Below are 13144 nucleotides of genomic sequence, written 5' to 3' on the forward strand. Positions count from 1 at the left end.
AAAAATGGCGGTTTGGGTAGACAAGCGGAACACTCATCATTAAAATGCGCCCAATTTGCCAAAAATTGGCCTCGCGGACGGTTTTTGCATTGATTTAGATCGCGATATCTGAATTAATATGCAAATATTGTGATTGATTATTCCTCGGAGGGTGTTTTGATAAAGTCAGCGCTATTGGTTCTGGAAGACGGAACCCAATTCCACGGTCGGGCCATCGGGGCAGAGGGAACGGCAGTGGGGGAAGTGGTCTTCAATACGTCGATGACCGGTTATCAAGAAATCCTCACTGATCCTTCCTATTCCCGCCAGATCGTTACTCTTACTTATCCTCATATCGGCAATGTCGGCACCAATGCTTCCGACGAAGAATCCTCCGCAGTACACGCCCAAGGCCTCGTCATTCGTGACCTCCCGCTGATCGCCAGCAACTACCGCAGTGAAGAAAGCCTGTCCGACTACCTCAAGCGTCACAACATCGTGGCGATCGCCGATATCGATACCCGTAAGTTGACTCGCCTGCTGCGCGAAAAAGGCGCCCAGAACGGCTGCATCGTCGCCGCCGATTCGCCGGATGCCGCGCTGGCTCTGGCCAAGGCGCAAGGCTTCCCGGGGTTGAAGGGCATGGATTTGGCGAAAGAGGTCACCACTCAAGAGGCCTACAGCTGGCAGCAAGGCAGCTGGACGCTTGAAGGCGACCTGCCGGAAGCCAAAACCACCGCGGAACTGCCGTTCCACGTGGTGGCTTACGACTACGGCGCCAAGCGCAACATCCTGCGCATGCTGGTGGATCGCGGCTGCCGCCTGACCGTGGTGCCGGCGCAGACCCCGGCCGACGAGGTGCTGAAAATGAATCCGGACGGCATCTTCCTGTCCAACGGCCCGGGCGACCCGGAGCCGTGCGACTACGCCATCGCCGCCATCAAGCAGTTCCTGGAAACCGACATTCCGGTGTTCGGCATCTGTCTGGGTCACCAGCTGCTGGCGCTGGCCAGCGGGGCGAAAACCATGAAGATGAAGCTCGGCCACCACGGCGGCAACCACCCGGTGAAGGATCTGGACAACAACACGGTGATGATCACCGCGCAGAACCACGGCTTCGCCGTCGATGAAAACGACCTGCCGGCGAATCTGCGCGTGACGCACAAATCGCTGTTCGACCACACGGTGCAGGGCATTCACCGCACCGACAAGGCGGCGTTCAGCTTCCAGGGGCACCCGGAAGCCAGCCCAGGCCCGCACGACGCCGCGCCGCTGTTCGATCACTTTATCGAACTGATTGAGACTTACCGTTCTAACGCCAAATAATCAGGAGCAGTAAAAAATGCCAAAACGTACAGACATAAAAAGCATCCTGATCCTCGGCGCTGGCCCGATTGTTATCGGCCAGGCGTGTGAGTTCGACTACTCGGGCGCCCAGGCGTGTAAAGCGCTGCGCGAAGAGGGCTACCGCGTCATTCTGGTCAACTCAAACCCGGCGACCATCATGACCGACCCGGAAATGGCCGATGCGACCTACATTGAGCCTATCCACTGGGAAGTGGTGCGCAAGATCATCGAAAAAGAGCGTCCGGATGCGGTTCTGCCGACCATGGGCGGCCAGACGGCGCTGAACTGCGCGCTGGAGCTGGAGCGTCAGGGCGTGCTGGCCGAGTTCGGCGTCACCATGATCGGCGCAACTGCCGATGCCATCGACAAGGCCGAAGACCGCCGCCGTTTCGACGTGGCGATGAAGAAAATCGGTTTGGATACCGCGCGTTCCGGCATCGCGCACACCATGGAAGAAGCGCTGGCGGTAGCCGCTGACGTCGGCTTCCCGTGCATCATCCGTCCTTCCTTTACCATGGGCGGCACCGGCGGCGGCATCGCCTACAACCGCGAAGAGTTCGAAGAGATCTGCGAACGCGGTCTGGACCTGTCGCCGACCAACGAGCTGCTGATCGACGAATCGCTGATCGGTTGGAAAGAGTACGAGATGGAAGTGGTGCGTGATAAGAACGACAACTGCATCATCGTTTGCTCCATCGAAAACTTCGACGCCATGGGCATCCACACCGGCGACTCGATCACCGTTGCGCCGGCCCAGACCCTGACCGATAAGGAATACCAAATCATGCGCAACGCCTCGATGGCGGTGCTGCGTGAGATCGGTGTTGAAACCGGCGGCTCCAACGTGCAGTTCTCGGTTAACCCGAAAACCGGCCGCCTGATCGTCATCGAGATGAACCCGCGCGTGTCGCGCTCTTCGGCGCTGGCGTCGAAAGCCACCGGCTTCCCGATCGCCAAGATCGCCGCCAAACTGGCGGTGGGCTATACCCTCGATGAGCTGATGAACGACATCACCGGCGGCCGCACCCCGGCGTCGTTCGAGCCGTCCATCGACTACGTCGTGACCAAGATCCCGCGCTTCAACTTCGAGAAGTTCGCTGGCGCCAACGATCGCCTGACTACCCAGATGAAGTCGGTCGGCGAAGTGATGGCCATCGGCCGCACTCAGCAGGAGTCGCTGCAGAAAGCGCTGCGCGGTCTGGAAGTGGGCGCCACCGGCTTCGATCCGAAAGTGAGCTTGGACGATCCGGAAGCGCTGACCAAAATCCGCCGCGAGCTGAAAGACGCCGGTTCCGACCGCATCTGGTACATCGCCGACGCCTTCCGCGCCGGTCTGTCGGTCGACGGCGTCTTCAACCTGACCAACGTCGATCGCTGGTTCCTGGTGCAGATTGAAGAGCTGGTGCGCCTGGAAGAGCAGGTAGCCGAAGCGGGCATCAACGGCCTGGACAAAGACTTCCTGCGCACGTTGAAGCGCAAGGGCTTCGCCGATGCGCGTCTGGCCAAGCTGGCCGGCGTCGCCGAGAGCGAAATTCGCAAGCTGCGCCACAGCCACGGCCTGCACCCGGTGTACAAGCGCGTGGATACCTGCGCGGCGGAATTCGCTACCGATACCGCCTACATGTACTCCACCTATGAAGAAGAGTGCGAGTCCAACCCGACCAACGACCGGCCGAAAGTGATGGTGCTGGGCGGCGGGCCGAACCGTATCGGCCAGGGCATCGAGTTCGACTACTGCTGCGTGCACGCTTCGCTGGCGCTGCGTGAAGACGGCTACGAGACCATCATGGTCAACTGCAACCCGGAAACCGTCTCCACCGACTACGACACCTCGGACCGCCTGTACTTTGAGCCGGTGACCCTGGAAGACGTGCTGGAAATCGTGCGCATCGAGAAACCGAAAGGCGTTATCGTGCAGTACGGCGGCCAGACCCCGCTGAAGCTGGCGCGTGAGCTGGAAGCCGCAGGCGTGCCGATCATCGGCACCAGCCCGGACGCCATCGACCGTGCCGAAGACCGCGAACGCTTCCAGCAGGCGGTCAACCGCCTGGGCCTGAAGCAGCCGGCCAACGCCACCGTCACCGCCATCGAGCAGGCGGTCGAGAAGGCGGCGGGCATCGGTTATCCGCTGGTAGTGCGTCCTTCCTACGTGCTGGGCGGCCGGGCGATGGAAATCGTCTATGACGAAACCGACCTGCGCCGCTACTTCCAGACCGCGGTCAGCGTGTCCAACGATGCGCCGGTGTTGCTGGACCGCTTCCTGGACGATGCGGTGGAAGTGGATGTCGATGCTATCTGCGACGGCGAGCGCGTGCTGATTGGCGGCATCATGGAGCACATCGAGCAGGCGGGCGTGCACTCCGGCGACTCCGCGTGTTCGCTGCCGGCGTACACCCTGAGCCAGGAAATTCAGGACGTGATGCGTCGCCAGGTGGAGAAACTGGCGTTCGAGCTGCAGGTGCGCGGCCTGATGAACGTGCAGTTCGCGGTGAAGGATAACGAAGTTTACCTGATTGAAGTCAACCCGCGCGCCGCGCGTACCGTGCCGTTCGTCTCCAAAGCGACCGGCGTGCCGCTGGCCAAAGTGGCCGCGCGCGTGATGGCGGGCAAAACGCTGGTTGAACAGGGCGTGACCGAAGAGATCATCCCGCCGTACTACTCGGTGAAAGAAGTGGTGCTGCCGTTCAACAAATTCCCGGGCGTCGACCCGATTTTGGGGCCGGAAATGCGCTCTACCGGGGAAGTGATGGGCGTGGGCCGCACCTTCGCGGAAGCTTTCTCCAAAGCGATGCTGGGCAGCAACTCGGGCATGAAGAAACAGGGCCGCGCGCTGCTGTCGGTGCGCGAAGGCGACAAGGCTCGCGTGGTCGATTTGGCCGCCAGCCTGCTGAAGCAGGGCTTTGAGCTGGACGCGACCCACGGCACCGCGGTGGTGCTGGGCGAGGCGGGCATCAACCCGCGCCTGGTCAACAAGGTGCACGAAGGGCGTCCGCACATTCAGGACCGTATCAAGAACGGCGAGTACACCTACATCGTCAACACCACGGCAGGCCGTCAGGCGATTGAGGACTCCAAGCTGATTCGCCGCAGCGCCCTGCAGTACAAGGTGCACTACGACACCACGCTGAACGGCGGCTTCGCCACCGCGATGGCGCTGAAAGCGGATCCGACCGAGCAGGTTACATCGGTGCAGGAAATGCACGCGCGTATTGGTAAGTAACCGCGCGAGAACGCTACGCCAGGGCGCTGCAGATGCAGCGCCCTTTTTTATTCAGTGAATTTGTAGGCTGGCGTTAAAAATTTCCGCTATCAATCAGTGGGCAAACTGTCACTCTGTGTGATTGGTATATGCTTGGTGTATTGGCAAGGAACGAAGGAACGACGATAACAATGATTCTGATAATTTATGCTCACCCGTATCCCCGGCATTCGCATGCCAATCACCGCCTGCTGCAGGCGGTGAGGGATCTTCCCGAGGTGGAGGTGCGCTCGCTGTATGAGCTGTACCCCGATTTCAATATCGATATCAACGCCGAGCAACAGGCGCTGGAGCGCGCCGACATGGTGGTGCTGCAGCATCCGATGCAGTGGTACAGCTTCCCGCCGCTGTTGAAGCTGTGGATCGACAAAGTGCTGGAGCACGGCTGGGCCTATGGCCACGACGGCAACGCGCTGGTGGGCAAAGACTGCCTGTGGGCGGTGACCAGCGGCGGTGACGAGCACCATTTCGAACTGGGCGATTTTCCCAACTTCGCCGCGCTGGCGCAGCCGCTGCAGGCCACGGCGATTTATTGCGGCATGAACTGGCAGCCGTACTTCGCCCTGCACAACACCTTTACCTGCAACGAACCGGCGCTGATCGCCGCCGGCGAAGCCTACCGGCAGCGGTTGGTCGACTACCTGATGGAACATGCTGAAGCGGAAACCCGGGAGGCCAGCCATGGATAACCACCACATGATGATCGAGGGGCTGATCTATCTCGGTTCCGCCGCGCTGTTCGTGCCGATTGCGGTGCGTCTGGGGCTGGGTTCGGTGCTCGGTTACCTGATCGCCGGCTGCATTATCGGCCCCTGGGGGCTGAAGCTGGTGTCGGATGCCGAGTCTATCCTGACCTTCGCCGAGATCGGCGTGGTACTGATGCTGTTTATCATCGGCCTGGAGCTGGATCCCAAGCGGCTGTGGACGCTGCGCGCCTCGGTGTTCGGCGGCGGCAGCATTCAGATGGTGGGCTGCGGCCTGGCGCTGAGCGCCTTCTGCTACTTCCTCGGCCTCAACTGGAAGGTGGCGCTGCTGATCGGTTTGACGCTGGCGCTCTCATCCACCGCCATCGCCATGCAGGCGATGAGCGAACGCAATTTGACGCCGTCGCCGATCGGCCGCAGCGCGTTTGCGGTGTTGCTGTTCCAGGATATCGCGGCGATCCCGCTGGTGGCGATGATTCCGCTGCTGGCCAGCAGCGGCGCCACCACGACGCTGGGCGCTTTCGTACTGTCGGCGGCCAAAGTGGTGGGCGCGTTGACGATGGTGGTGCTGCTTGGCCGCTACGTCACCCGCCCGCTGCTGCACTTCGTCGCCCGTTCGGGCATGCGCGAGGTGTTCAGCGCCGTGGCGCTATTCCTGGTGTTCGGCTTTGGCATCCTGCTGGAGATGGCCGGGTTGTCGATGGCGATGGGGGCGTTCCTCGCCGGGGTGCTGTTGGCGAGCTCGGAATACCGCCACGCGCTGGAGAGCGATATTCAGCCGTTCAAAGGGTTGCTGCTGGGGCTGTTTTTCATCGGCGTCGGCATGTCGATCGACTTCGGCACGCTGTTCCATCATCCGTTGCTGATCGCCTCGTTGCTGCTGGGCTTTATGCTGATCAAGGCGGCGTTGCTGTGGCTGATCGGCCCGCTGCTCGGGGTGCCGAAGCGCCAGCGCGGCCTGTTCGCCATTCTGCTGGGGCAGGGCAGTGAGTTCGCCTTCGTGATCTTCAGCGCCGCGCAGCTGGCCGGCGTCTTGCCGGTTGAATGGGCCAAGTCGCTGACGCTGGCGGTGGCGCTGTCGATGGCGGCCACCCCGCTGCTGTTGGTGATCGCCGCGCAGCTGGAGAAAAATGCGCCGAAAGAGGATCGCCCGGCTGATGTCATTGATGACGAGAACGCCAGCGTGATCATCGCCGGCTTCGGCCGTTTCGGCCAGATCGCCGGTCGTTTACTGTTGGCCAACGGCGTGCACACCGTGGTACTGGATCACGATCCGGACCATATCGAAACGCTGCGTAAATTCGACACCAAGGTGTTCTACGGCGACGCCACGCGCGCCGATCTGCTGGAGGCGGCCGGCGCCGCTCACGCCAAGGTGCTGATCAACGCCATCGACGATGTGGAGGACAGCCTGGCATTAACCGAGCTGGCCAGGCAGCACTTCCCGCATCTGAAAGTGGTGGCGCGGGCGCGCGACGTCGATCATTGGTATCAGTTGCGGCAGTTGGGGGTGGAAAAACCGGAGCGCGAAACCTTCGAAAGCTCGCTGCGCGTCGGCCGTGAAACGCTGGAGCTGCTGGGGCTGGACGCCTATGAGGCGCGCGAGAAAGCGGACACTTTCCGTCGCTATAACCTGAAGATGCTGGAAGATACGCTGGATAATTACCAGGATACTGAATTCCGTATCGCCAGCCTGCAGCGGGCCAAGGAGATGCTCAGCGCGGCCATCGAGCAGGATCAGAATCGGCTGGCGCGGGTGCAGCAGACCGGCTGGCGCGGCAGTATCGACGGCAAGGCGCCGGAAGACGAAGTGGTGGAAGCCAAAGGATAAGGGGAGGGGCGCCGTGATGGCGCCCCTTTTTTGCTTAGCTCAGCGCGACCTTGATGCCTAAGGCGATCAACATGCCGCCCAGCAATTTGTCGACGATCTTCTGCGTCTTTTCCAGCCCGCGGCGCACCGGCCCGCTCTGGATCAAAAACACCAGCAGCGGCCACCAGATGACCGACAGGCCGAGAATAATCCCCGCGTACCACAGCTTGTCACCCAGACCGGAATCGATCTGCAACACCTGGGTGAAGACCGCCAGGAAGAACAGGGTGGCTTTCGGGTTCAGCAGGTTGCACAGGTAGCCTTGCGCAAAGGCGCTCTTCAGGCTGACCTGTAGCTGCGGCAGATTGCTGACGTTCATTTTGCCGCCGCCGCGCGACAGCAGCGCCTGGATGCCGATCCACACCAGATAGACCGCCCCGGCGTATTTCAGCAGGTTGAACAGCCACGGCGTGGTGGTGATCACCACCGCCAGCCCGGCGACGCAGTAGGACATGTGGGTGGCGACGCCGCAGATCACGCCGAAGGCGGTCATCATGGCGGCCAGACGCGGGTAGCGGGCGGCGTTTTTGATCACCAGGAAAAAATCCGGGCCGGGGAAAGCATGCCGAGGGCGGCAATGCCGGCGACAAACAGTGAAGTTTCAAGCATGGGAGGCGTCTCGCGCAAAAGGCAGCATGTTGGCGATAATAACGCCGCTTCCTCTGATGCGCATCAACCCAATGAGGTATTGTTAGGCTCTATGATAATAATTCATCTATCGCCAGCGACGGAGCACCATGCAGCAGACTACCGCCACAGACAGGCCGGAACCGCACCGGCAACAGCGTGAAATCACCCGCTTGTGCATTCAATGCGCGCTGCTGCTGTTGCAGCACGGCGCCGAGAGCACGGTGGTGGAGCAGTTGTCCACCCGCCTGGGGTTGGCGCTGGGGATGGATAGCGTGGAAAGTTCAATCTCCGCCAATGCGGTGGTGTTGACCACCCTCAGCCACGGCGCCTGCCTGACCACGACCCGCAAGAATGTCGATCGCGGCATCAATATGCAGGTGGTGACGGAAGTGCAGCATATCGTGATCCTCGCCGAGCATCACCTGGCGGATACGCACGACGTGGCGCGGCGCTTCGAAAAGATCCGGCCGCTGCGCTATCCGCGCTGGCTGGTGGTGCTGATGGTGGGGTTGTCCTGCGGGTGTTTCAGCATGCTCAACGGCGGCGGCGGCGACGCCTTCCTGGTGACCTTTATCGCCAGCGGCGCGGCGATGCTGGTGCGCCAGATCCTCACCGCCCGCCATATGAATCCGCTGATCAATTTTTGCCTGACGGCGTTTGTCGCGACGTCGATATCCGGGCTGCTGCTGCGCCTGCCGGTGTTTAAAGAGACTTCGAGCGTGGCGATGGCCGCCAGCGTGCTGCTGCTGGTGCCGGGCTTCCCGCTGATCAACGCGGTGGCCGACATGTTCAAGGGGCACGTCAACACCGGGCTGGCGCGCTGGGCGATGGCCAGCCTGTTGACGCTGGCGACCTGTATCGGCGTGGTGATGGCGATGTCGCTGTGGGATCTACGGGGGTGGTCATGAGTCTGCTGTGGGCATTGTTGCAGGAGATGCTGTTGGCGGCGGTGCCGGCGCTGGGCTTCGCCATGGTGTTCAACGTGCCGCTGCGCGCGCTGCGCTATTGCGCGTTGCTCGGGGCAATCGGGCGCGGCTCGCGCATGCTGATGATGCACGTGGGCATGAACATCGAGTGGGCTTCGCTGCTGGCGGCGATCCTGATCGGCATCATCGGTATCTATTGGTCGCGCTGGCTGTTGGCGCATCCGAAGGTGTTCACCGTGGCGGCGGTGATCCCGATGTTCCCCGGCATTTCCGCCTATACCGCGATGATAACTGTGGTGGAGATCTCGCATCTGGGCTACAGCGAGGCTTTGATGGAGACCATGATCACCAACTTCCTCAAGGCCAGTTTCATCGTCGGCGCGTTGTCGATCGGCCTGTCGTTACCGGGTCTGTGGTTGTACCGCAAACGCCCCGGCGTGTGAAATTCCCCGGCAAAAGCACGTTGGTTATTAGATATGCTGATAAGAGCTATCTTATATATTCATCTTGCTTGATTAGCCTATCGACGGCACTCAGGCCTTTACGTATAGTGTCACCAATTTTGCTGCCTACACAGGGTTAAACAATGATTATCAGCCTGATCGCTGCCTTGGCGGCGGATCGCGTTATTGGCATGGAAAACGCCATGCCGTGGCACCTGCCGGCGGACCTTGCGTGGTTTAAACGCAACACGTTGAATAAGCCGGTTATTATGGGCCGCAAGACCTTCGAGTCCATCGGCCGCCCGCTGCCGGGCCGTCACAATATCGTTTTGAGCAGCCGCCCGGGCAATGCCGCCGGGGTGACCTGGGTGACCTCGCTGGATGAGGCGCTGGCCGCCGCGGGTGAGGTGGAAGAAGTGATGGTGATCGGCGGTGGGCGCATCTATACCCAGTTGCTGCCGCGCGCCGATCGCCTGTACCTGACACACATCGACGCCGAAGTCGGCGGCGATACTCACTTCCCGGATTACGAGCCGGACGAGTGGGAAACCACGTTCAGCGAATTCCACGACGCCGACGATCTGAACTCGCACAGCTACTGCTTCGAAATCCTGCAGCGCCGCTGATCTCAGCGCGTTAGCCAGTCATCCCCGGGGGCGCAAGCAATTGCGCCCCCGGTCTTTTTGCGCCGGTCATTCGTAACCTTTCCGTCACATTACCTGATTAGTATGAAGCCCAACTCCGAGCGCCACGGCAACTCTGGTGAATCTTGACCGCGGCGCCATAACTAAAAAGGTAACCACGTTATGACCAAGCAAATTGAGCAATTAGACGCCGACCGCCTGATCGATCCCACTCGCCGCAAGCTGCTGCTTGGCAGCGCCGGCGCCGTCGGCCTGGCCGGTTTTCTCGGCGGCGGCATCTGGTCGGTCTCCACCGAGGCGTTAGCCGAGGATCTGCCGCCGAACACGCTGCTGGGCTTCCGGGGCATCGCCGCGTCTACCGCCGATGAAGTGGCGATAGCGCCGGGCTACCGCGCCGAGGTACTGATCTCCTGGGGCGAGCCGCTGGTGGACGGCGCGCCGGCCTTCGATCCGCAGGGCAACAACAGCGCCGCCGATCAGGAAAAACAGTTTGGCGACAACAACGATGGCATGAGCTTCTTCCCTATCGATGACAATCACGGCGTGATGGCCATCAATAACGAATACGTTAACGAGCAGTACCTGTTCGCCCACGGCGGCGCCAAGGCCACCAGCCTGGAAGAGGTGCGCAAATCGCAGGCGGCGCACGGCGTCTCCATTGTCGCGGTCAAGCGGGTCGGCGACGGCCAGCGCTGGGAGGTGGAGCGCCCGTCGCGCTATAACCGCCGCATCACCGCCAACAGCGAGATGCAATTCAGCGGCCCGGCCGCCGGACATCCGCTGTTGCAGACCGCCGCCGATCCGAGCGGCCGCAAGGTGCTGGGCACCTTCGGCAACTGCGCCAACGGCAAGACGCCGTGGGGCACCTACCTGACCTGCGAGGAAAACTTCGACACCTATTTCGGCACCCGTCAGGCCGATTATCGCACCACGCCGGAACAGAAGCGCTACACGCTGAAGGTCAGCGAACCGGAACGCAACTGGCCGGACTATGATGAGCGTTTTGATGTGGCGAAGAATCCCAACGAATTCAACCGCCACGGCTGGATTGTCGAGATCGATCCGTTGAATCCGACCTCGACGCCCATCAAGCACACCGCGCTCGGCCGTTTCAAACATGAAAACGCGGCGGTGACCGTGGCCAAAGACGGCCGTCTGGTGGTGTATATGGGCGACGACGAGCGCGGCGAACATATCTATAAGTACGTCTCCAAAGGCGTGGTCGACGCCGCCAATCCGGCCAACAATCGTACGCTGCTGGATGAGGGGACGCTGTACGTGGCGCAGTTCGACGGCGATGAAGCCGGCACGCCGCTGAAGGGCAAAGGGCGCTGGATTGCGCTTGAGTTCGGCAAGAACGGCCTGACGCCGGAGAACGGTTTCCGCGATGAGGCCGAAGTGCTGATCTTCGCCCGCAAGGCGGCGCAGCAGGTCGGCGCCACCAAAATGGATCGCCCGGAGTGGATCGCGGTGAACCCGCATGACGGGCGCGCGTACTGCACGCTGACCAACAACAGCAAGCGCGGCGAGGAAGGGATGCCGTTGAACGCCGCCAACCCGCGACCGAACAATATCTACGGCCAAATCATTCGCTGGGACGAGGGCGGCGACGCCACCGCCGACGTCTTCGCCTGGGACATCTATGCGCTGTGCGGCAACCCGATTGCCCACCCCGAAGGCGTCAACCGCGGCACGCCGAACATCACGGCGGAAAACACCTTCAACAGCCCGGACGGGCTGGGCTTCGATCGCGCCGGCCGTCTGTGGATCCTCACCGACGGCAAGTACAGCAACAAGGGCGATTACGTCGGGCAGGGCAACAACCAGATGCTGGTGGGCGATCCGGTCAGCGGCGAGATCCGCCGTTTCATGGTGGGGCCGAAGTCCTGCGAACTGACCGGCATCACCTTCACCCCGGACTACAAGACGATGTTCGTCAACGTACAGCATCCCGGAGAAGAAGGCGATTCGCACTTCCCGAACAACAGCCCGCGCCCGCGTTCATCGGTGTTGATGATCACGCGTGAAGATGGCGGAGTGATTGGGGCGTAAGGCGGCAATACAGAACAAAGGCGGCCACCGGGCCGCCTTTATCGTTTCAGGATGCGGCTAATCTGCCGGCGTGGTCAGGCGCTTCGCCGCGATTGGCGGGCTGCGTGAAGTAACGGCGGTCTTCCCAGCGCAGCATCGTCAGATCGCCGCCCCAGCAGCAGCCGGTATCCAGCCCGATCACGCCCTCCGGCGTACCCTTGCCTTCCAGCGAGGCCCAGTGGCCGAAGATGATGGTGTATTCCGGGTCCACCAGGCGCGGCAGCTCGAACCACGGCTTCAGCGGCGCCGGCGCGCTGCCCGGCGCATCTTTGCAGATCATGTCAAGCTGACCGTTGGGGAAGCAGTAGCGCATGCGCGTCAGCGCATTGGTGCTGAAACGCAGACGCGCCAGGCCGCTCAGCTCCGGCGCCCAGTTGTTCGGCATGTCGCCGTACATGGCGTCGAGGAACAGCGGATAGCTGTCGCTGCTCAATACCGCCTCCACTTCGCGCGCGCACATTTTCGCGGTGTCGATGTCCCACTGCGGGGTGATGCCGGCGTGGGCCATCACCAGTTTTTGCTCATCATCCACCTGCAGCACCGGTTGGCGGCGCAGCCAGTTGATCAGCTCGTCGGCGTCCGGCGCTTCCAGCAGCGGCGTGATGCGATCTTTGGGTTTGTTGCGGCTGATGCCGGCGTAAACCGCCAGCAGGTGCAGATCGTGGTTGCCCAGCACCATGCGCACCGCCGGGCCGAGCGAGCGCACATAGCGCAGCACGTCCAGCGAGGCGGGGCCGCGCGCCACCAGATCGCCGGTCAGCCACAGTTGATCGCGCTCGGGATCGAACGCAACCTGAGCCAGCAGCGACTTCAGTTCATCGAAACAGCCGTGAACGTCGCCGATAAGGTATGTCGACATAATTAATGGATCAGCGTTGGAATGGCTAAGCGGAACACGGGAATAGCGGTGCGGAACGGCTGACCCTGATGGTCAACCATTTCGTAATGGCCTTCCATGGTGCCCAGCGGCGTTTCCAGAATGGCGCCGCTGGTGTACTGAAACTCTCCACCGGGCGGAATGACGGGCTGTTCGCCGATCACGCCTTCGCCCTGGACTTCGGTTTGGCGGCCGTTGCTGTTGGTGATCAGCCAGTAACGGCCCAGCAGTTGCACGTTGGTCCGCCCCAGATTGCGGATGGTAATGGTATAGGCGAAGACGTAACGCTCTTCTTCAGGGATCGACTGTGATTCCACATAGATGCTCTGAACCTGAATACACACGCGGGGCGAATCAATCATGACAACAACTCC

Annotated in this window: 10 protein-coding genes and 1 pseudogene; 8 read left to right on the forward strand and 3 right to left on the reverse strand. The window is 61.6% G+C overall.

Annotation, left to right across the window (positions count from 1 at the left end):
• Positions 1 to 156: 156 nt before the first annotated feature.
• From carA to kefC, 4 genes are all read left to right on the forward strand, one after another.
• Positions 157 to 1305, forward strand: coding sequence for a glutamine-hydrolyzing carbamoyl-phosphate synthase small subunit (gene carA / locus ACMGG9_RS01985; RefSeq protein WP_071845094.1), 1149 nt, complete (start codon positions 157 to 159; stop codon positions 1303 to 1305).
• Positions 1306 to 1321: 16 nt separating this feature from the next.
• The gene (gene carB / locus ACMGG9_RS01990) at positions 1322 to 4546 is read left to right on the forward strand and encodes a carbamoyl-phosphate synthase large subunit (RefSeq protein ID WP_025301533.1); all 3225 of its coding nucleotides are present in this window, start codon (positions 1322 to 1324) and stop codon (positions 4544 to 4546) included.
• Positions 4547 to 4716: 170 nt separating this feature from the next.
• Positions 4717 to 5274 carry a glutathione-regulated potassium-efflux system oxidoreductase KefF gene (gene kefF / locus ACMGG9_RS01995; RefSeq protein ID WP_033641826.1) on the forward strand — a complete coding sequence of 186 codons (558 nt, stop codon included), beginning with the start codon at positions 4717 to 4719 and terminating at the stop codon, positions 5272 to 5274.
• On the forward strand, positions 5267 to 7120 hold the full coding sequence (gene kefC, locus ACMGG9_RS02000) for a glutathione-regulated potassium-efflux system protein KefC (protein ID WP_033651689.1): 1854 nt from the start codon (positions 5267 to 5269) through the stop codon (positions 7118 to 7120). Before kefF ends, kefC begins: the two co-directional genes overlap by 8 nt.
• Before the next feature lie 34 nt (positions 7121 to 7154).
• Here the strand turns inward: kefC and ACMGG9_RS02005 are convergent.
• Positions 7155 to 7768: pseudogene (locus ACMGG9_RS02005) on the reverse strand (LysE family translocator).
• Between the two features lie 128 nt (positions 7769 to 7896).
• Between ACMGG9_RS02005 and ACMGG9_RS02010 the strand changes: the two are divergent.
• The 4 genes from ACMGG9_RS02010 to ACMGG9_RS02025 all read left to right on the forward strand — a co-directional run bounded on the left by ACMGG9_RS02010 (position 7897) and on the right by ACMGG9_RS02025 (position 11854).
• Positions 7897 to 8697, forward strand: a complete 801-nt coding sequence (locus tag ACMGG9_RS02010) for a threonine/serine ThrE exporter family protein (protein ID WP_033641829.1) — start codon at positions 7897 to 7899, stop codon at positions 8695 to 8697.
• Positions 8694 to 9158, forward strand: a complete 465-nt coding sequence (locus tag ACMGG9_RS02015; RefSeq protein ID WP_033651687.1) for a threonine/serine exporter — start codon at positions 8694 to 8696, stop codon at positions 9156 to 9158. Before ACMGG9_RS02010 ends, ACMGG9_RS02015 begins: the two co-directional genes overlap by 4 nt.
• 143 nt (positions 9159 to 9301) lie before the next feature.
• Positions 9302 to 9784, forward strand: a complete 483-nt coding sequence (gene folA / locus ACMGG9_RS02020) for a type 3 dihydrofolate reductase (protein ID WP_033637073.1) — start codon at positions 9302 to 9304, stop codon at positions 9782 to 9784.
• Between the two features lie 180 nt (positions 9785 to 9964).
• Entirely contained in the window at positions 9965 to 11854 is a 1890-nt protein-coding gene (locus ACMGG9_RS02025) for a PhoX family protein (protein WP_147880098.1), read from the forward strand.
• A 46-nt stretch (positions 11855 to 11900) separates the two neighbouring features.
• Here ACMGG9_RS02025 and apaH read toward each other — a convergent pair whose 3' ends face one another.
• The gene (gene apaH, locus ACMGG9_RS02030; RefSeq protein ID WP_033641832.1) at positions 11901 to 12752 is read right to left on the reverse strand and encodes a bis(5'-nucleosyl)-tetraphosphatase (symmetrical) ApaH; all 852 of its coding nucleotides are present in this window, start codon (positions 12750 to 12752) and stop codon (positions 11901 to 11903) included.
• 2 nt (positions 12753 to 12754) lie between these two features.
• Positions 12755 to 13132, reverse strand: coding sequence for a Co2+/Mg2+ efflux protein ApaG (apaG, locus tag ACMGG9_RS02035; protein WP_015376624.1), 378 nt, complete (start codon positions 13130 to 13132; stop codon positions 12755 to 12757).
• Between the last annotated feature and the right edge of the window lie 12 nt (positions 13133 to 13144).

This window comes from Serratia sp. BNK-10, assembly GCF_047456065.1.
Classification (GTDB): domain Bacteria; phylum Pseudomonadota; class Gammaproteobacteria; order Enterobacterales; family Enterobacteriaceae; genus Serratia; species Serratia ureilytica.

What these genes read in the sequence shown, in the direction of transcription:
- carB (WP_025301533.1), top strand. Translation starts at nt 1,322, where the DNA reads ATGCCAAAACGTACAGACATAAAAAGCATCCTGATCCTCGGCGCTGGC.
- kefF (WP_033641826.1), top strand. Translation starts at nt 4,717, where the DNA reads ATGATTCTGATAATTTATGCTCACCCGTATCCCCGGCATTCGCATGCC.
- kefC (WP_033651689.1), top strand. Translation starts at nt 5,267, where the DNA reads ATGGATAACCACCACATGATGATCGAGGGGCTGATCTATCTCGGTTCC.
- ACMGG9_RS02010 (WP_033641829.1), top strand. Translation starts at nt 7,897, where the DNA reads ATGCAGCAGACTACCGCCACAGACAGGCCGGAACCGCACCGGCAACAG.
- ACMGG9_RS02015 (WP_033651687.1), top strand. Translation starts at nt 8,694, where the DNA reads ATGAGTCTGCTGTGGGCATTGTTGCAGGAGATGCTGTTGGCGGCGGTG.
- folA (WP_033637073.1), top strand. Translation starts at nt 9,302, where the DNA reads ATGATTATCAGCCTGATCGCTGCCTTGGCGGCGGATCGCGTTATTGGC.
- ACMGG9_RS02025 (WP_147880098.1), top strand. Translation starts at nt 9,965, where the DNA reads ATGACCAAGCAAATTGAGCAATTAGACGCCGACCGCCTGATCGATCCC.
- apaH (WP_033641832.1), bottom strand. Translation starts at nt 12,752, where the DNA reads ATGTCGACATACCTTATCGGCGACGTTCACGGCTGTTTCGATGAACTG.
- apaG (WP_015376624.1), bottom strand. Translation starts at nt 13,132, where the DNA reads ATGATTGATTCGCCCCGCGTGTGTATTCAGGTTCAGAGCATCTATGTG.